At 38.7% G+C, this 19,178-nt stretch carries 16 protein-coding genes; 12 read left to right on the forward strand and 4 right to left on the reverse strand.

The features are described 5' to 3' along the window. The first annotated feature begins 54 nt into the window (after positions 1-54). Positions 55-1,365 (forward strand): IS4 family transposase, encoded by a 1,311-nt coding sequence (locus I6F42_RS05755; RefSeq protein WP_197151391.1) that lies wholly within the window; start codon positions 55-57, stop codon positions 1,363-1,365. An 85-nt stretch (positions 1,366-1,450) separates the two neighbouring features. Here I6F42_RS05755 and I6F42_RS05760 read toward each other — a convergent pair whose 3' ends face one another. Together I6F42_RS05760 and I6F42_RS05765 are read right to left on the reverse strand one after the other, a co-directional pair. Continuing rightward, complete coding sequence (locus tag I6F42_RS05760) at positions 1,451-3,184, reverse strand: AMP-binding protein (RefSeq protein WP_197151392.1); 1,734 nt, start codon at positions 3,182-3,184, stop codon at positions 1,451-1,453. Positions 3,185-3,369: 185 nt separating this feature from the next. After that, entirely contained in the window at positions 3,370-3,816 is a 447-nt protein-coding gene (locus tag I6F42_RS05765) for a DUF3010 family protein (protein ID WP_007582681.1), read from the reverse strand. 355 nt (positions 3,817-4,171) lie between these two features. Here I6F42_RS05765 and thrS point away from each other — a divergent pair, with 355 nt between their 5' ends. From thrS to I6F42_RS05815, 10 genes are all read left to right on the forward strand, one after another. Beyond that, complete coding sequence (thrS, locus tag I6F42_RS05770) at positions 4,172-6,082, forward strand: threonine--tRNA ligase (RefSeq protein ID WP_197151395.1); 1,911 nt, start codon at positions 4,172-4,174, stop codon at positions 6,080-6,082. Positions 6,083-6,141: 59 nt separating this feature from the next. Beyond that, positions 6,142-6,702, forward strand: a complete 561-nt coding sequence (gene infC / locus I6F42_RS05775) for a translation initiation factor IF-3 (protein ID WP_002960714.1) — start codon at positions 6,142-6,144, stop codon at positions 6,700-6,702. A 212-nt stretch (positions 6,703-6,914) separates the two neighbouring features. Beyond that, entirely contained in the window at positions 6,915-7,115 is a 201-nt protein-coding gene (gene rpmI / locus I6F42_RS05780; protein WP_002960713.1) for a 50S ribosomal protein L35, read from the forward strand. Between the two features lie 15 nt (positions 7,116-7,130). Further along, positions 7,131-7,490: a 50S ribosomal protein L20 gene (rplT, locus tag I6F42_RS05785; RefSeq protein WP_002960711.1), complete on the forward strand. Its 360-nt coding sequence runs from the start codon at positions 7,131-7,133 to the stop codon at positions 7,488-7,490. Between the two features lie 487 nt (positions 7,491-7,977). Beyond that, the gene (locus tag I6F42_RS05790; RefSeq protein ID WP_197151397.1) at positions 7,978-9,795 is read left to right on the forward strand and encodes a M14 family metallopeptidase; all 1,818 of its coding nucleotides are present in this window, start codon (positions 7,978-7,980) and stop codon (positions 9,793-9,795) included. Between the two features lies 1 nt (position 9,796). Beyond that, positions 9,797-10,438 carry an MBL fold metallo-hydrolase gene (locus tag I6F42_RS05795; protein ID WP_166376284.1) on the forward strand — a complete coding sequence of 214 codons (642 nt, stop codon included), beginning with the start codon at positions 9,797-9,799 and terminating at the stop codon, positions 10,436-10,438. Positions 10,439-10,545: 107 nt separating this feature from the next. Further along, entirely contained in the window at positions 10,546-11,004 is a 459-nt protein-coding gene (locus I6F42_RS05800; protein ID WP_007375323.1) for an Lrp/AsnC family transcriptional regulator, read from the forward strand. Positions 11,005-11,133: 129 nt separating this feature from the next. Then, on the forward strand, positions 11,134-12,690 hold the full coding sequence (locus I6F42_RS05805) for a SulP family inorganic anion transporter (protein ID WP_010554472.1): 1,557 nt from the start codon (positions 11,134-11,136) through the stop codon (positions 12,688-12,690). 251 nt (positions 12,691-12,941) lie between these two features. Next, the gene (locus tag I6F42_RS05810) at positions 12,942-14,018 is read left to right on the forward strand and encodes a sensor histidine kinase (protein WP_007582687.1); all 1,077 of its coding nucleotides are present in this window, start codon (positions 12,942-12,944) and stop codon (positions 14,016-14,018) included. Then, complete coding sequence (locus I6F42_RS05815) at positions 14,011-14,835, forward strand: LytTR family DNA-binding domain-containing protein (RefSeq protein WP_007582688.1); 825 nt, start codon at positions 14,011-14,013, stop codon at positions 14,833-14,835. Before I6F42_RS05810 ends, I6F42_RS05815 begins: the two co-directional genes overlap by 8 nt. Positions 14,836-14,903: 68 nt before the next feature. Here the strand turns inward: I6F42_RS05815 and pyk are convergent, their stop codons facing one another. Next, positions 14,904-16,340, reverse strand: a complete 1,437-nt coding sequence (pyk, locus tag I6F42_RS05820) for a pyruvate kinase (RefSeq protein WP_007582689.1) — start codon at positions 16,338-16,340, stop codon at positions 14,904-14,906. Positions 16,341-16,717: 377 nt separating this feature from the next. Here pyk and gndA point away from each other — a divergent pair, with 377 nt between their 5' ends. Next, positions 16,718-18,091 (forward strand): NADP-dependent phosphogluconate dehydrogenase, encoded by a 1,374-nt coding sequence (gndA, locus tag I6F42_RS05825; protein ID WP_010554474.1) that lies wholly within the window; start codon positions 16,718-16,720, stop codon positions 18,089-18,091. A 69-nt stretch (positions 18,092-18,160) separates the two neighbouring features. Here the strand turns inward: gndA and ansA are convergent, their stop codons facing one another. Continuing rightward, positions 18,161-19,171: an asparaginase gene (gene ansA / locus I6F42_RS05830; protein ID WP_197151398.1), complete on the reverse strand. Its 1,011-nt coding sequence runs from the start codon at positions 19,169-19,171 to the stop codon at positions 18,161-18,163. Positions 19,172-19,178 lie beyond the last annotated feature (7 nt).

Raw genomic sequence — 19,178 nt, forward strand, 5'->3', positions numbered from 1 at the left:
CGATCTTCTAGGTATGTAAGAATCCGAATTCTTTTGTAGAATTCGGATTTTTTTATGCAACTTTCTAATGCTCTCGATATTATTAACAACATCAAACCTAATGACGTTGAAACACTCGCAGACTTACTCCCTTTATCTCTTATCGAAGAAGCCTATGCACTGACCGAAACCGTTACACTACGAAAAAGAAAACTAACCCTAGAATCGATGGCTTGGTTGTTGATCGGGATGGTTATTTATAATGACAAATCGATGGCCGATGTCGTTAATATGCTCGACATTGTTGACCGCGAGGGTAAGCCATTTGTTGCGCCAAGTGCTTTAACTCAGCGTCGTAAAAACCTAGGTGAAGCCGCCATGAAAGCCTTATTTGAATGCACCCAAAGGCATTGGAATAATGGCGCTAATCATCCTCATTGGAATGGGCTTACCTTGCTTGGTGTCGATGGTGTTGTTTGGCGTACGGATGACTCACCCCAAAACAATGAAGCCTTTACAAAACCGACCAATACACAATACCCACAGGTCAGAATGGTGTGTCAAATGGAGCTAAGCAGCCACCTAATCACGGGGAGTGCTTTTGATGATTACAAGGTCAATGAAATGGTGCTGGCTGAAAAGCTTATAGAAACCACACCCGATAACAGTCTCACTTTATTCGACAAAGGTTTCTATTCTTTAGGGCTTTTACATAAATGGCAAACGACTGGCTGTGAACGTCACTGGCTAATCCCCCTGAAAAAAAATGTGCAATATGAAGTTATTCAAACATTAGGGCGTAATGATAAATTAGTCCAACTTAGCAGCAACCCAAGAGCAAGAAAGATGTGGCCAACGCTGCCTGACACCTTAATAGCGAGGTTAGTGACTCGAAAAATAAAGGGTAAATCATACAGTGTGATGACATCGATGACAGATCCGATGCAATATCCGTCAGCCGATATAGGCGATTTATATAGTCACCGCTGGGAGATAGAGCTTGGTTATCGCGAACAAAAGCAATATATGCTGGGTAATCGATTAACATTAAGAAGTCGCTTACCTGCGCTTGTAAAACAAGAGCTGTGGGGAGTGTTGCTTACTTATAATATGGTGCGATATCAGATGGTAAAAATGTGCCACACATTAAAAGGTGATTATTTACCATACCAACTCAGTTTCAATGGTAGTTTAGCTCAAATAATGAGGTTGCTTGTTGGATTACCTTATTCAACACCTGGAGCCATACCACGTCAATTAAGATACTTTTATGCGATGGCAGAAAGCCTCATTCTAGAGCCACGAAGGGGGCGAAGTTTTCCTCGTTCAGTCAACCCAAGACCACAGCGGTACGCTAGAAATAAAAAAGCCGTCCACCTTAAGTGAACGGCATTAGCCAATTGGCTGTGCTTTTTAATCGTTACTTGAGGGAGATTTATTATTCAGAGTTCAGATTTTTTGTAGAGAAAAATTAGGAGAAGGCTTTGTCGCTTAGCTCTTCTTGCATTTGCTCACGCATTTTAAATTTTTGCAGTTTACCTGTTACTGTCATTGGATAGTTTTCTACAAAACGGATATGTCGTGGCATTTTAAAGTAGGCTAGTTTGTCTTTTAAAAACTCACGAATTGCTTGCTCATCAAGCACAGCGTCTTCTTTTGGTTGGATCCAAGCGCACACTTCCTCGCCATACCTTTCATCTGTTATACCAAATATGGCAGCATCTTGAATGCCCGGGTAGGTGTAAAGCACTTCTTCTATTTCGCGCGGGTAAATGTTTTCGCCGCCACGAATAATCATATCTTTAATACGGCCAACAATAGTGACAAACCCTTCTGTATCCATGACACCTAAATCGCCAGAGTGTAGCCAACCACTTTCATCTATTGTGGCTTTTGTTTTAGCATCGTCATTCCAATAGCAGCGCATTATACCTGCACCTTTACTACACACTTCGCCAGGTTGACCAATTTGTTGAATGTTACCCAGCTCGTCAATAATTTTAACCTCGGTATGGGCAAGTGCGCGGCCAACCGTCGTTACTTGCCGCTCTATTGAAGAGTCTGTTTCGGTAATGTTGTTTATGGGGCTGCACTCAGTTTGCCCGTAAGCAATCAGTACTTGATGCATGTTCATTTGTGTTTGTACTTTGCGCATTACTTGCTCTGGGCATGTAGAGCCTGCCATTACACCCGTGCGTAAAGTACTTAAGTCATAATCGTTAAAATTACTTAGCTCAAGCTCACTAATAAACATGGTAGGTACACCGTGCAGCGCTGTACATCCTTCTTGTTGAACTACATCTAGTGTGGTTTTTGCATCAAACGAATCGCCTGGATAAATGGCTGCTGCACCTTTACTAACACACAACAAGCTACCCAATACCATTGCAAAGCAATGGTATAACGGGATGGGGATACATAACTTGTCATCGCTCGTAAAGTGCATAGATTCGGCGACGAATAGCGCATTATTTAAAATATTTTTATGAGTGAGCGTTGCGCCTTTTGGGTTGCCTGTTGTGCCTGATGTAAATTGTATATTGATGTCTTGCTCAGCATTTAAGTTTGCACCTATTGCTTTTAATTCAAGTTCATGTGCCGATGTTGGCAAGTTAATAACATCATTAAAAGAGTACATACCAGGAGATGCTTCATCGCCAATGCGGATTATATTTTTAAGAGTGGGCAGTGCTTTTAAATTAAGTGTGTCTTTATCGCAAGTTGCAAGTTCTGGAGCCAAACCATTGAGCATTTCTAAATAATCACTGCCTTTAAAGTTTGATGCTGTGATTAGAGTAGAGCATTCAACACTATTTAAGGCGTATTGTAATTCGTTAGGGCGATATGCAGGGTTGATGCAAACCATTATTGCGCCAATTTTTGCGGTTGCAAATTGAGTTAAGCACCACTCAATATTATTAGGAGACCAAATACCAACACGCTCTCCTGGTTTTACACCAAGGGCCAGTAAGCCCATAGCAAGTTGATTAACTTCTTTTTGAAATTCTTTATACGTTAAGCGAATACCCTGGTGATGAACTACAACAGCTAACGCCTCTGGATTTTTGTCGACAATAAAGTCAAAGTACTCGCCTATAGTTGAATTTGTTAAAGGTGTGCTTTGTATACCTTTAAAATAGCTTTGCGATAACGGTAAGTGATTTATTTGTTCTACTTCTTTTACCGCAATAGTGTGTGTGTGCATTGCTCTCTCCATGAAAATGTGTGTGAGTTATGTAAACTACAAAGTTAAAATAAACACATATTGTCGACAAAGAGAAGTGCAGTTAGACTAATGTATTATTAGATTAATAAAATCTAATCATGTTTTTTAGATACAAAAAAACGCGTCTTACAATGTAAGTACGCGTTTTTAAACGAGTAATGAGTTTACATTTCGTCGCTGCGGTATGTTTTTTTCATTATGTAAACGTAAGCGTTTACAAATGCATTTTCTTGGTACTTTTTAAGACCTGTTTCTTCAAAATCAATAGGAATAGGATTACGCTTTACCTGTTCTTTAATTTCAGTTGTGGTAAATAAACGTACGTCTAAATTGTCGATTAATTGAATCGCAGTTTCCATTTTGAATCCCTTTGCGCTGCCAGCAAATTTACCTTTAGGCTGACGCTCACGGATTGCAACAGAATCAATTTGGTAATCTTGCATTAGTTTTGCAAAATCGAATTGAAATTTACGCATTACTTCAGTGTCGTTACCGTTACCTAAGGTAAAGCGTGTTTGGCGCACATCGCGAATATCAAATACGTCATTATCTTTACTTAAAATACAAAGTAGTACATCACTACCGGTAATTTCTACACCACATGTTCTCATGTCTATTCTCTAAAATAACTTAATTACGCAGTATTATACGCAACACACATTAAAATGCGAGTGTAGGTATAGTTGTAGGTGCGTAATTAGTGCGTTGATGCTTTTATATTTTAATGAAATGATTTTTTTTGCTCTAAAAGTTACATTTTGTGCTCAAAACGGGTGGATTTCACCCCTTAAAACTTGTAATTAAATGCGCAGCACGCGACAATATATCTTTGTAGTTGAATAGACTCTGCATCTACATTTATTAGTCAATGCTTATTCGTAAAAGCGTTGTCGAGTCATTCTCATTTAATTTATTAAAAATACACGTGATACATTGTAGGTGTCACCACTGTAGCAAGGATTTATAATGCCAGTTATTACTCTTCCAGACGGAAGTCAACGTAGTTTTGAAAACCCTGTAAGCACGCTTGATGTTGCAAACGATATTGGCCCTGGTTTAGCTAAAGCGACCATTGCGGGTCGTGTTAATGGCGACCGTGTTGATGCATGTGATTTAATTAGTGAAGACTCTCGCCTTGAGATCATTACCGCTAAAGACGATGACGGCCTTGAAATCATTCGTCACTCTTGTGCTCACTTAATTGGTCATGCAGTTAAGCAACTTTTCCCAGACGCGAAAATGGCAATTGGTCCTACCATTGATAACGGTTTTTACTACGATATCGATATGGAACATTCATTATCACAAGATGATCTTGAAGCAATTGAAAAGCGTATGTTGCAACTTGCAAAAACCAACTACGACGTAGTGAAAAAAACAGTAAGCTGGCAAGAAGCACGCGATACATTTGAAGCGCGTGGCGAAACATACAAAATAGAAATTCTGGACGAAAACATCGCTAAAGATGACCGCCCAGGGTTATATCATCACGAAGAATATGTAGACATGTGTCGTGGACCTCACGTTCCTAACATGAAATTTTGCCAAAACTTCAAAATAATGAAAGTTGCGGGTGCATATTGGCGTGGTGATTCAGAAAACAAAATGCTACAACGCATTTACGGCACAGCGTGGGGCGATAAAAAGCAACTTAAAGCGTATTTAAAACGCCTTGAAGAAGCTGAAAAACGCGATCACCGCCGTATTGGTAAAGCGCTTGATTTATGGCATTGGCAAGAAGAAGCGCCAGGCATGGTATTTTGGCACAACGATGGTTGGAGCATTTACCGCGAGCTTGAAGAATTTGTACGTGAAAAATTACGCGAATATGAGTACGAAGAAGTAAAAGGTCCAATGATGATGGACCGTTCACTTTGGGAAAAATCAGGTCACTGGGAAAAATATTCAGAAGCAATGTTTACCACTGAGTCTGAAAAGCGTGAATACGCGATTAAACCAATGAACTGCCCAGGACATGTGCAGATCTTTAACCAGGGTTTAAAATCGTACCGTGATTTACCACTTCGTATGGCTGAATTTGGTTGTTGTCATCGTAATGAACCATCAGGTGCACTACACGGTTTAATGCGTGTACGTGGCTTTACACAAGATGATGCTCACATTTTCTGTACCGAAGAGCAGATAATGGACGAAGTTTCAGCGTGTATTAAGATGGTTTATGATACATATGAAACATTCGGATTTGAGAAGATTGTAGTTAAGCTATCTACTCGCCCAGAACAACGCATTGGTGAAGACCATATGTGGGATAAAGCAGAGCTTGCTTTAGCCGAAGCACTTAAGCTAAACGATATTGAATTTGATTATCTTCCGGGTGAAGGCGCGTTTTATGGTCCAAAGATTGAATTTACTTTATACGATTGTTTAGACAGAGCGTGGCAGTGTGGTACAGTGCAATTAGACTTTGCATTACCGGGTCGTTTAGGCGCTACTTATGTAGCAGAAAATAACGAACGTCGTACACCTGTAATGATACATCGTGCTATTTTAGGTTCTATTGAACGCTTTATTGGCATTTTAACTGAAGAGTACGCTGGTTTATTCCCGACGTGGCTTGCGCCAAAGCAAGTGGTAATTATGAATATTACCGATAAACAGGCTCCTTATGTTAAAGAAGTTGTACAAAAATTAAATAAACTTGGAATTAGAGCCGCTGCTGACTTGAGAAATGAGAAGATTGGCTTTAAAATCCGTGAGCATACACTGAAGCGTATTCCATACTTGCTTGTTGTTGGCGATAAAGAAGTTGAACAACAAGAAGTAGCAGTGCGTACTCGCACAGGTGAAGACCTAGGCAAATTTAATGTCGATGATTTTGTAGCTAAAATTAGCGAAGAAGTTAAAAATCGACAGTAAAAATCGAGCGTGTAAGGCATTAACAAACAGCCAATTACACGCTTATATTATTGATATTCTTGGAGGAACGTACTATTAGAGGCGGCAAGAAAGGGCAACAAACAGCTCAAAAAAATCGTATTAACGAAGAAATTACAGCGCAAGAAGTTCGTTTAATTGACATTGAAGGCGAACAAGCTGGAATTCAGTCATTACAAGACGCGCAAACTATGGCCGATGCAGCGGGTGTTGATCTTGTTGAGATCAGTCCAAACGCTGAGCCGCCTGTTTGTAGAATCATGGATTACGGTAAGTTCATCTTTGAAAAAAGCAAAGAACTAAAAGAGCAGAAGAAGAAGCAAAAGCAAATCCAGATAAAAGAAATCAAATTCCGTCCTGGTACGGATGAAGGTGATTATCAGGTTAAGCTTCGCAACTTACGTAAGTTCTTAGAAGCTGGCGATAAAGCTAAGATTACTATCCGCTTCCGTGGTCGTGAAATGGCTCACCAAGAAATTGGTATAGAATTATTAAACCGTATCAAAGCCGATTTAGAAGAACTTGCAGTAGTTGAGTCTTTCCCAAATCGTGTTGAAGGTCGCCAAATGGTTATGATGATGGCGCCTGTTGCTAAAAAATAATTTTTAAGCGATAATACGCACCGAAATTAGCTCAGGTCTGCAAGTAATATGCGAATATTCACCTGGGTTAACCGGTATTAAAGTAAGATTGCGGCATTTATGTTGGGTCTTCACCGGAACATGGCAGTAAGTTAGGCCTAAAAGTGGAGCTATAGAAATATATCTCACGCCTGCTTACTAATTTAAAAGCAATACAATTTGGAGTTATTGCAATGGCTTATAAGCTAAAAAGTCACAGTGGCGCTGCTAAGCGTTTCAAAAAGACTGCTTCTGGCGGTTTCAAGCGTAAACAAGCGCATCTTCGTCATATTCTGACTAAGAAAACTTCTAAGCGTAAGTTACACCTACGTCCTAAGATGATGGTTCATAAAAATGACCATGGTCTAGTTTCACGTATGTTACCGTTCGCTTAATAGGGGTTTTTAGAAATGGCAAGAGTTAAACGCGGCGTTGTCGCACGTGCACGTCACAAAAAAGTTTTAAAACAAGCAAAGGGTTACTACGGAGCACGTTCACGTGTTTACCGCGTAGCTTTCCAGGCTGTTACTAAAGCGGGTCAATACGCTTACCGTGACCGTCGTGCGAAGAAACGTACTTTCCGTCAATTATGGATTGCACGTATCAATGCTGCTTCACGTCAAAATGGTCTGTCTTACAGCCGTTTTATCAATGGTCTTAAAAAGACATCTGTAGAAATCGATCGTAAGATCCTTGCAGATATCGCTGTTTATGACCAAGTTGCATTCGCAGCGCTTGTAGAAAAAGCAAAAGAAGGCCTAGCCGCTTAAGCTTTTTCATATAAGTATTAAAAAAGGAGCCTATGGCTCCTTTTTTTGTGCCTGTAATTTAATAACTTACACTTTTTTATAGCTGAGCTAAATCGGCTTTTTCAAATTAATACCCATCTGCTTATATTAGCTCTATTTATCGATAAAAAGATACGTTAGAGCAGGGCGAAATTCACTATTTAGTTGTTCTTGGCAATTGCTCCATCATTACTCACTCTCCTGGATCCATGCAGACGTATATCAGACATTTTTGGCGCTGTTAGCGTCAGATGTAATCCTTTAAATTGATTAAGTATTTTTACGAGTTGGTATAAATAGTAATGTAATGAATTACTGTACATTAATAATGTTGTATAGCCTTAAAAGACAGGTGTGAATGAGTGACATGTAATTGGCTGCATTTTTTTGTTGAATCACCGCAGTTTCCTCATTATAAAAAATTTAGTTGATATAATTTATATAATTAAGGCGTTTGTTAGAGAATTTTATGTTTGCAAGTTTACTAGTTTTATCTGCGAGTGTGGCGTATGACGCACACTTACCTCCATTAATTGAGTGGCAGGGGAAAAGCGTAGAGCTTTTACAAAAACAAGGGCCGTTAACTACTGATTTTGAGCTGTCAGCAGGGGAAGCGTCGCCCGATTATGCAAATACAATGGCATTTGTAGATAGGTTAGTTGCTGCAAACCCTACTCAGTTTCAATCTCAAACCATTGGCTATAGTAATAGCAAGCGTGCAATAAAAATGTTGATTGCCAGTGAACAAGGTTTTTTTGAAGCAAGGCAAATGGCTAATAGCACTAAGCCAACTATTTTTATCCAGGCAGGAATACATTCTGGTGAAATAGACGGTAAAGATGCCATGTTTATGTTACTCAGAGATATAGCGACGGGTAAGCGCCGTGACATTTTAAAAAAGGTAAACATATTATTTATTCCTATTTTAAATGTAGATGGACACGAACGTAGTAGTGCATTCAATCGCATCAATCAACGGGGCCCTACAAAAATGGGCTTTAGAACAAATGCTAATAACCTTAATTTAAATCGTGATTTTACTAAATTAGATACCCCAGAAGTTAGAAGTGTTCTAAAGGTTATTAACGACTACAACCCAAATTTATACATTGATGTACACGTAACCGACGGCGCAGATTACCAATACGATGTGACTTATGGCTACAATCCGGTATTTTCAAGCGAGTCGCCTGCGGTATCTGATGCACTAAACCAGTTTTTTAAACCTCTGATTGACGATACGCTAGCTAAGCAAGGGCACATGCCAGGGCCACTTGTTTTTGTTATGGATAAGCGCGACTTTAAAAAAGGATTAGCGGGATGGGTTGCTACGCCGCGCTTTTCAAATGGTTGGGGTGATTTAAAGTCATTACCGACTATTTTAGTTGAAAATCATTCATTGAAGCCTTACAAGCAACGTGTATTAGGAACTTACGTATTTTTAGATGGTGCTATTACTGCGCTATCAAAGCACAGTCATGAATTAGCTAATGCAGTAAAAAAAGAACAGGAATTTGTTCCTAAACAGTTAATAGTAAAGCGTGGCTATTCCAAGCAAGCTGATACGATTGCGCAGTTTAAAGGTATTGAGTATTCATCAAGCATGAATGCGCTCTCAGGCCAAAATGAAGTGAAGTATTTGGGTAAAGCACATACATATACCGACTTACCTATTTATTGGCAAAAAGATGTACAACATACAGTTGAAGTACCTAAAGCTTTTTTTATTCCGCCTGTATATCGCAATATTATTAAGAAACTAAAGTTACATGGTGTCTCTATTAATAAACTTGAAGGGGCAAACACACAGCCTTTAAAAGTAGCAAAGTTGGCAGACTACACGTTTGATAAAGCACCATTTGAAGGCCGTTTTAGAGTGTCAGCAAGTTTTGATTATGTCCCTGCTATAAATGTAGATTTAGATGGTTGGTATCAAGTCAATACTCAACAAAAAGCAGGTGAGCTTGCTGTGCATTTATTGCACCCTGAAGCACCAGATTCGTTTTTTGCATGGGGGGAATTTAATACAATTTTTCAGCGTACTGAGTATATGGAAAACTATGCACTAATTCCGTTTGCACGCCAAATGCTAAAAGACAATCCAAAGCTAGCGCTTAAGTTTGATGAAAAGCTTAAAGATAAATCGTTCGCAAGCGACGCTGATGCGAGATTAAACTGGTTATATGAGCAAAGTCCATTTTATGATCAAGCGTACTTAAAGTACCCAATATTGATGTCATTTGAAGAAGAAGTTGTTATCCCGGATCAAAAAAGTAAAGAAATCTAATATGCAAATTATAACCATACCCGTCACTGCATTTGCACAAAATAGTCGTATTATTTGGTGTAGTGAAACTAAACAAGCCGTAGTCATAGACCCAGGTGGCGACCCTGATAAAATAGTAGCAGCCCTTAATGAGCATAAACTAGAATTAAGTGCTATTTGGTTAACGCACGGGCATTTAGATCATGTGGGTGGGGCTGATATTTTACGTAATCAATTTAACGTACAAATTATTGGCCCACAAAAAGATGAGTACTTCTGGTTTGAAAACTTACCTATGCAAGCACAAATGTTCGGGTTTAAACCCATTGAGCCTTTTTATCCGGATATTTGGCTAAACCATAACGATACCGTGAGCGTAGGTAAACTTAGCTTTTTAGTGAAGCATTGCCCAGGGCATACACCTGGTCATATTGTGTTTTATCAACAAGAGAATGAATGCGTTATTGTAGGTGATGTTATTTTTAAAGGCTCAGTAGGGCGAACTGATTTCCCTAAGGGGAACAGCGAACAACTTATAGAGTCGATTAAGACGCATATTCTAACCTTACCTGATAATACTAAAATATTGGCAGGGCATGGGAGCGACACTACGGTTGGATTTGAAAAACAAACAAACCCTTTTGTGAGTGGTAAGTTTGGTTAAGTTACTTATTTGAAGTTTGGCAAACTGCATAAAAATTAAAAATAAGCAGACTGAGTTTTAAAATGGTTGTATAATTTAACCAGTTTATTTGATAAATAAGAAATAAAATGTCTCTAAATCACGTAGATCGCCAAATATTGGCACTTTTACAACAAGATGCTAGTTTATCAACCGCAGAAATTGCTGATAAAGTAGGCTTGTCTCAGTCTCCATGCTGGCGTCGAATTGCCAAGCTAGAGCAAGATGGTTATATAAAAAGCAAAGTGGCTCTTTTAGATGAGAAAAAACTTGGCTTTGATATGCTTGTATATGCACATGTGCGCTTATCAAATCACGGTAAAAAGAACCTTGCTGAATTTGAAAAACTTATAATGAGTTATGATCAAGTAACAGAGTGTTACACCATGGCCGGAACAATGGACTTTATGCTACGCATAATTTCACAAGGCATAGAAGGTTATGAGCACTTTGTACGCGATAATTTACTAAGCTTAGAATATGTACAAGAAGTACATTCTAATGTAACAATGACATGTGTAAAACGTAGTACTTCCCTCCCTTTATAAAAGCACTTCTTTTAAAAGCTAAACCTCTTTTAGTTTAGTTTAACCACATAATGACAATTGTTAACTGAGCGCTAATTTGGTAGAATTTAGCGCTTTTTTTGATACCCATTACACCATTTGAGGAACTCAATGTTTAACTTACTCAGTAGGGCGCCTAGCTCTGCTAAAAACGATATACTCTCTGGATTAACTGTGGCGCTAGCCTTGGTGCCAGAAGCTGTTGCGTTTGCCTTTGTTGCAAATGTAGAACCTTTAGTTGGTCTATATGCCGCGTTTATCGTTGGTTTAATTACGGCTATATTTGGTGGCCGCCCTGGTATGATTTCAGGTGCAACCGGTGCACTAGCTGTTGTTATGGTAAGTTTAGTGCTTGATCATGGTGTTGAGTATTTATTTGCGACCGTATTGCTCATGGGCATACTGCAGATACTCGCGGGTGTATTTAAACTCGGTAAGTTTATCCGCATGGTTCCTCATCCGGTAATGCTTGGTTTTGTAAACGGCTTAGCTATTGTTATTTTTCTTGCTCAGTTAGGACAATTTAAAGTGCCTGATGGTATGGGCGGACAAGAATGGATGACGGGTAACCCGTTATATATTATGCTTGGTTTAGTGGCTTTAACGATGGCTATTATTCAGTTTTTACCTAAACTAACAACGGCTGTACCCTCTACATTAGTCGCTATTATTACAGTGACCGCTTTAGTTATTGGTTTGGACTTAGAAGCGCATACCGTAGTTGATTTCTTAAAAGGAATGACAGGCGACGAAGCTGCAACAATTGCAGGCGGTTTACCTCAGTTTCATATTCCTATGGTACCGTTTACTTTCGAAACGCTACAAATTATTTTTCCTTATGCACTTATTTTAGCGGCTATTGGTTTAATTGAATCATTATTAACGCTTAGCTTAATTGACGAGATTACAGAAACTCGCGGTCATAGTAATAAAGAGTGTATAGGCCAAGGCGCTGCAAATATTACTTGTGGTATGTTTGGTGCTATGGGTGGTTGTGCAATGATTGGTCAATCAATGATCAACATTAACTCAGGTGGTCGTTCTCGCTTATCGGGTATAAGTGCTGCATTGATGTTGCTTGCGTTCATCATATTCGCTTCAAGCTTAATTGAGATGATCCCACTAGCTGCACTTGTTGGTGTTATGTTTATGGTTGTATTAGGTACGTTTGAATGGGCCAGCTTTAAAATGATGAAGCGTGTGCCTCTATCAGACGCGTTCGTAATAGTACTTGTATCGGGTGTGACGGTTATTACCGATTTAGCGATTGCAGTATGTGTAGGTGTTATTGTATCTGCATTAGTATTTGCTTGGCAGCATGCTAAGCACATATACACAACTAACTATATTGATGAAGAAGGCGCTAAAGTATATGAGTTACATGGCCCGCTTTTCTTTGGTTCAGTTAAAAACTTTGCAGAGTTATTTGATGTTAAAAATGATCCTAAAAATGTAATTGTTGAATTTAAGCATAGCCGCGTATCTGATCACAGTGCAATAGAAGCAATTGACACACTTGCTGATAAGTACACAAAAGCAGGTAAACAACTTCACTTACGTCACTTAAGTAAAGACTGTACGCAGTTGTTGCATAAAGCACGTGATTTGGTTGAAGTGAATGTGATTGAAGATCCAACATACAAAGTAGCATCAGACAAACTAGCTTAATTTACACAAAGCTATTTATATTTAAAAAGCGAAAGGTGAATAACCTTTCGCTTTTTTAGTGTATCTACTATTTGTTTGCGGTAAGACTATTAAAAAGCAAGGTAGGCTGTAGTGCTATGCAAACTCATAAATCTATATAATAAGACTATCTAATTTTATTAAAATTAGCCCTACATAGGTAAAAATAATAAAGAATAACAAGCGCCTATTTTATGGAATTAGTCTTTAACTATACGGAGTAAACATCTATTTTGAACTGGCAATCTTTAGTCGATAACAGACAGCGCTTTTTTTGGCTTTTGCAAATTGCAGGCTGGATTGGTTATGCGTTAGTAAATTATATTGGCTCTAAAGTATTTGAAATGCGTGATATATACGTATTTGTTATTTTATTAAATGCTTACGCTGGTTGCTTAATGACAGTACCGCTTAGGTATATTTACCGTAAAATTTGGAATGCCTCGCCTTGGGTATTAATGATTGTGGTATTTGGTGCCTCTTATGTAACAGGTACTTTATGGGCTGTCGTTCAAAAATTTAATTTGTGGGAAATATACCGCCATGGTTATAGACCAGAGGAGTGGTTTTATTACCTGCAGCAAGGTTTAGATTCGGTTTATATTATTTTATGTTGGAGTGGTTTGTACTTTGGCGTTAAATATTATCAGTTATTACAAAGTGAGCGACAAAAAGCACTAAAAGCCACAACTATGGCACACGAAGCGCAATTAAAAATGCTTAGGTATCAGCTCAATCCCCATTTTTTATTCAATACACTTAACGCTATTTCTACTTTAATTTTGGTTAAAGAAAACAAAGATGCTAACTTAATGGTAGCAAGGCTAAGTGACTTTCTACGTTATACATTAAATACCGATCCAATAAAGAAAGTACCGCTAGAGCAAGAGTTACATGCACTCATGCTTTACTTAGAAATAGAACGTGTACGTTTTGATGAGCGATTAAAGGTAAATGTAGATATAAGCGAGCAAGCTAAAGAGGCTTTAGTACCGAGCTTAATTTTGCAACCTATTATTGAAAACGCAATTAAGTATGCTATTGCCCATCTAACAGAAGGTGGAGTAATTGATATAAAAGCACAGGTATTTGCGAATGAGTTATTACTAGAAGTGGGCGACAACGGCCCAGGTACTGACATACTCGATGGCCAATTAGTTAACGCTCAAGGCGTAGGTGTTGCTAATACCAAAGATAGATTAAAAACGTTGTATGAAAATAATTATTCGTTTGTATTATCACATAATACGCCAAGTGGATTAAAAGTTAATCTGCGAGTACCTTTTGAGAAGGCTGTGAAAAATGACTAAAATAAAAACACTCATTGTTGATGATGAACCGTTAGCACGAAAAGGTTTAGCGGTAAGGCTCGAAGAATACTCTGATATTGAAGTAATTAAATTGTGTAGTTCAGGCGCTGATGCAATTGAAATGTGTCAAAGCGAGAAAATTGATTTGGTTTTTTTAGATATTCAAATGCCAGGTATGAATGGCTTTGAAGTAGCAAGAGCCCTTAGCGAAAGCTCAAAAGCATTACCAGCGATTGTATTTGTAACGGCCTTTGACCAGTTTGCTGTAAAAGCGTTTGAAATTCATGCTCTCGATTACATTTTAAAACCCGTTGATGATAACAGACTAAAACAGGCGGTAGAAAAAGTGCATACCTACTTAAAAACGCAGCAAGACAACGCCCATAAGAAAAAACTAGCGAGTTTTGTAGCCGGTATTACTGGTAACAATTGCGAAGAAATACTTAAAAAATTAGCCACTGGCGATATGCTAACAGACAGACGTTACCCAGAATCGCTTGCTGTAAAAGAGCAGGGTGAAATTATTCGAGTACCAGTAGCGACTATCCAATGGGTTGATGCAGCAGGTGACTATATGTGTTTACACTGTGAAGACGGACAAACGCATATTCTACGTAAAACAATGAAAGAGCTTGAGCAAGAGCTCGACCCTCAGTTATTTGTGCGTGTGCACCGCAGCGCAATAGTAAATACAAAACAAATTAGTAAACTGGTTACACAAGTAAGTGGCGAGTATTTATTAGTACTTGAAAATGGCCAAGAATTAAAAGTGAGCCGTAGCTACCGAGATAAGGTTAAAGCGGCGTTAGCAAGTTAAAGCTAACGCTTTTATTACAGACACAAAAAATGCGAGCTAAGCTCGCATTTTTTATATTCGGCGTTTAATTATGCAACAGTTACAATTTTCATTGTGTTAGTTGCGCCCACAGTTTCCATTGAGTCACCGTGAGTAATAATTACTGTATCGCCAGACTGTAAAGACCCTTGAGAAACTAAAGTATCAAGCGCGGCTTTTACCATACCGTCTTTTTCAGTTTTTGTAGAATCAAAAAATACTGGGTAAACACCACGATAAAGTGCTGTTTGACCTAATGTACTGGCATGACGTGAAAGCGAGTAGATTGGTAAGCCTGAGCTGATACGCGACATTAATTTAGCCGTACTACCAGATTCAGTAAGTGTGATAATTGCTTTAACAGAATCTAAGTGATTAGCTGCATACATAGCAGAAAGCGCAATTGATTCAGCATTGTTAGAAAAGCGACTATCTAAACGGTGTTTAGAAACGTGCGTTTCTTTTTGCGATTCAGCACCTAAACAAACGCGTGCCATAGTCGCAACTGTTTCTTCAGGATAATCACCTGCAGCTGTTTCAGCTGAAAGCATTACAGCATCTGTTCCATCAAGAACAGCATTTGCAACATCCATAACTTCTGCACGTGTAGGCATAGGGTTATCGATCATCGATTCCATCATTTGCGTTGCTGTAACTACAGTACGGTTTAATGAACGAGCACGACGAATAATTAGTTTTTGCTTGCCCATAAGAGCAGCATCACCAATTTCAACACCTAAATCACCACGAGCAACCATTACTGCGTCAGACGCTAAAATGATGTCATCAACAGCTTCTTGGGTTTCAACGGCTTCAGCACGTTCAATTTTAGCAAGTAACTGTGCTTTTGAACCAGCAGCTTCAGCAAGTGAGCGTACGTAGCGCATATCGTCGCCACTACGTGGGAATGATACGGCAATGTAATCTACGTCAATTTCAGCGGCAGTTATTAAATCTTCTTTGTCTTTTTCAGTAAATGCTGGAGCAGTTAAGCCACCACCTAAACGGTTAATACCTTTATTGTTAGATAAAACACCGCCAACAGTGACTGTACAATGCACTAAATGCCCAGCTACTTCATCAACACTTAATTGAATAAGGCCGTCATTTAGAAGTAGTAAATCGTTAGGGCTTACATCGTTAGGTAATTCTTTATAATCAATACCTACAGAGTTTATGTCGCCTTCGCCTTTTTCCATTTTTGCATCAAGGGTAAATTTTGCACCCACAGCAAGCGTTACTTTACCTTCTTTAAAAGTAGAAACGCGGATTTTAGGGCCTTGAAGGTCAGCAAGTATAGCAATATGCTTGCCTAATCTTTTTGCAATATCGCGTACAGCTTGTGCACGGTCTTTATGATCTTGGGCAACACCATGTGAGAAGTTTAAACGTACTACATTAGCCCCAGCGATAATAATTTTTTCTAAGTTGTTATCTCTATCGGTAGCAGGTCCAAGGGTAGCGACTATTTTCGTGCGTCTTAGCATCAATTTCTCCTGTTTGCTTGGTGAAAGCATGTTGACGTTATTTTGTTGACTTAAAATATCTATATTAGAATAAAATATTTTAGTTATGTGCAAACTTCAAAGGTTTGCCACTATTTTATACAAAACTATTGTGTCATCATTATGACACCGGTGTCAGAATGCGTCAATGATCTTAATTTCAATTAGCTTTGCTTTTAGTCACCCCTAGACCATTGATGTTTGATATAATTACGTAGCTTATTTATCTGTAATAAAAAAGCATGTTGTATTGACTCATAATTAGTATTTTATGACTGTATGAGTATAATGCACGCGGTATTATTTAATTTATACACTGAATTTTCTAACCAAATAGTTGTTACCGAGGAGGACACTAGATGCAAGTTGCATTAGTAGGGTTAGGCGTTATGGGAAAAAATCTTGCCCTAAACTTGATTGAAAAAGGGATAACGCTAGTCGCTTATGACAAAAACCCACATGCGGGTGAAGAGTTACTAAGTTGTGCTAAATCTCAAGGCATGGCTGATAGGCTTCACATTGTCTCTGATTTAAGAGACATGGTAAGGCGTTTAGAGGCACCTCGTTCTATTTTATTACTTGTTCCTGCTGGTGAGTTAGTTGATACAGTTTGTAATGAACTTGTAGAGGCCGGCGTTAACTGTGACGATATGATTGTCGATTGCGGTAATAGTAATTATAAAGACGGTATAACGCGTAAACTTAAATACCAAAATAAATTTGAATTTGCCACTATGGGAATTTCTGGCGGTGCAGAAGGCGCTCGCCATGGTCCTGCAATGATGGCAAGTGGTTCTGAGGGTGGTTGGGAACGTATTGAGCCATGGTTTGAAAAAGTAGCTGCTAGCTATAATGGCGACTCGTGTTTTGCACGTGTTGGTCAATCAGCAAGTGGTCATTTTGTAAAAATGGTTCACAACGGTATTGAATACGCACTTATGCAACTTATTGCAGAAGTGTACCAATTACTTCGTTTAGGCACTAATCGTTCTCCAAAAGAAGTGGCTGAGATATTTAATGACTGGTCAGAAGGTCAATTAAATAGCTACTTACTGTCTATTTCTAGCCACATATTGTCACTTGAAAATCATAATAATGTACCGCTTGCGGACTTAATTGATAATAAAGTTGGCGCTAAAGGTACTGGTCTTTGGACTGCGCAAAATGCACTAGAACTTGGTATTGCAGTTCCTTCACTTGTTGCTGCTGTACAAGCTCGTCATTTAACTAATGCATGTAATACAACGGCTGCACAAGAGATGACGTATGCATCTAAATCAACTAACAATGTTGAAATTGATTTAGAAGAGCTAAAAGAAGCGTTCTTACTTGCAAGCTTACTAGCGTATCGCCAAGGTTTAGCGTTAATTAAAGGTGCATCACGTACTCATCAGTGGAAAGTTGATTTATCTAAAACGCTTCAAACGTGGCGTGCTGGTTGTATTATTCGTGCTGACTACCTTGATAGCGTTGCACAAGGTGTTGAATTTATTGATACCCTTGAGAAAGAGTCTAACTCTTTGCGCAAAATTACCGGACAAGCAATAATGACTGGTTTAGCATTCCCTGTATTGGGTGCTACACAAACGTATTTAGCAACATTAACCACACCGAGTAATGGGCATTTAGTTCAAGCCCAGCGTGATTACTTTGGTGAGCACGGCGTTAAAACCCATAGCGGTGAAACATGCCATTTAACTGACTTAGTAGATATCGACGCTAAAGTTAGGTAATAAACAGTTGTTTAAAACGATAAAGGCACGCTATTTAGCGTGCCTTTTGTATTTTAGGCGCGGTGAGATTTAACGGCTTAATTCACCACGTAAATTGTCTTGCATTAAATGACGAATCGTCTCTACTTCTAGCTTTTGGCTAAATAAATAATGTAATTTAGTTAAACACGCTTCAAGGGTCATATCGTATCCACTAATAACACCAATATTTAACAGTGCATTACCCGTTGCATAGCCGCCCATATTTACATGGCCTTTTAAGCACTGGGTTAAATTAACAATAACGACGCCACGTTTACTTGCTTCTTCAAGTATTGATAAAAAGTTAGGATCTTGCGGTGCATTACCTACACCAAAACTAAGCAACACCAAGGCTTTAATATTGCCATTAACTAAGCTTTTAACCACTTCTTGACTAATACCAGGGTATAAATAAAGCACACCAATGGGTTGAGGTGTAATAGGAGTAACTTGCAGCTCATTTTCAACATAAGGACTAAGTTGGCCTTTAATAAGTTGAATACTAATACCCGACAACGCTAAGGGATCAAGATTAGGCGACGCAAATGCATTAAATCCATCGGCGTGGGCTTTAGTTGCTCTGTTACCTCTAAACAGTTGGTTATTAAAAAATAGACTTACTTCTGCAATTGGATAATTTGCCGCTAAATACATTGCATTCAGAAGGTTTACTTGACCATCTGAGCGTAATTGAGAAAGCGGAATTTGTGAGCCAGTTACAATCACAGGTTTAGTTAGGTTTTCGAACATAAACGATAGTGCTGAGGCTGTATACGCCATTGTATCGGTGCCATGAAGCACAACAAAACCATCATAATCTTGGTATTTATCTTTAATGTCATCAGCAATAAGTTGCCAATGCTCAGGAGACATATCTGAAGAATCTATAAGAGGGCAGTATTCGTGAATATCAAACAAAGGCATTTCATCACGGTTAAACTCTGCGTTGTTCATTACGGTTTCTGTTAAAAAACCTTCAGCAGGAATATAACCTCGACTCGATTTTTTCATACCTATAGTACCGCCAGTATAAGCGATATAAATGCGTTTACGTTTCATAAAAAAA

This window comes from Pseudoalteromonas sp. SWYJZ12, assembly GCF_015864395.1.
Lineage (GTDB): Bacteria > Pseudomonadota > Gammaproteobacteria > Enterobacterales > Alteromonadaceae > Pseudoalteromonas > Pseudoalteromonas arctica.

What these genes read in the sequence shown, in the direction of transcription:
- I6F42_RS05755 (WP_197151391.1), top strand. Translation starts at nt 55, where the DNA reads ATGCAACTTTCTAATGCTCTCGATATTATTAACAACATCAAACCTAAT.
- I6F42_RS05760 (WP_197151392.1), bottom strand. Translation starts at nt 3,184, where the DNA reads ATGCACACACACACTATTGCGGTAAAAGAAGTAGAACAAATAAATCAC.
- I6F42_RS05765 (WP_007582681.1), bottom strand. Translation starts at nt 3,816, where the DNA reads ATGAGAACATGTGGTGTAGAAATTACCGGTAGTGATGTACTACTTTGT.
- thrS (WP_197151395.1), top strand. Translation starts at nt 4,172, where the DNA reads ATGCCAGTTATTACTCTTCCAGACGGAAGTCAACGTAGTTTTGAAAAC.
- rpmI (WP_002960713.1), top strand. Translation starts at nt 6,915, where the DNA reads ATGGCTTATAAGCTAAAAAGTCACAGTGGCGCTGCTAAGCGTTTCAAA.
- rplT (WP_002960711.1), top strand. Translation starts at nt 7,131, where the DNA reads ATGGCAAGAGTTAAACGCGGCGTTGTCGCACGTGCACGTCACAAAAAA.
- I6F42_RS05790 (WP_197151397.1), top strand. Translation starts at nt 7,978, where the DNA reads ATGTTTGCAAGTTTACTAGTTTTATCTGCGAGTGTGGCGTATGACGCA.
- I6F42_RS05795 (WP_166376284.1), top strand. Translation starts at nt 9,797, where the DNA reads ATGCAAATTATAACCATACCCGTCACTGCATTTGCACAAAATAGTCGT.
- I6F42_RS05800 (WP_007375323.1), top strand. Translation starts at nt 10,546, where the DNA reads ATGTCTCTAAATCACGTAGATCGCCAAATATTGGCACTTTTACAACAA.
- I6F42_RS05805 (WP_010554472.1), top strand. Translation starts at nt 11,134, where the DNA reads ATGTTTAACTTACTCAGTAGGGCGCCTAGCTCTGCTAAAAACGATATA.
- I6F42_RS05815 (WP_007582688.1), top strand. Translation starts at nt 14,011, where the DNA reads ATGACTAAAATAAAAACACTCATTGTTGATGATGAACCGTTAGCACGA.
- pyk (WP_007582689.1), bottom strand. Translation starts at nt 16,340, where the DNA reads ATGCTAAGACGCACGAAAATAGTCGCTACCCTTGGACCTGCTACCGAT.
- gndA (WP_010554474.1), top strand. Translation starts at nt 16,718, where the DNA reads ATGCAAGTTGCATTAGTAGGGTTAGGCGTTATGGGAAAAAATCTTGCC.
- ansA (WP_197151398.1), bottom strand. Translation starts at nt 19,171, where the DNA reads ATGAAACGTAAACGCATTTATATCGCTTATACTGGCGGTACTATAGGT.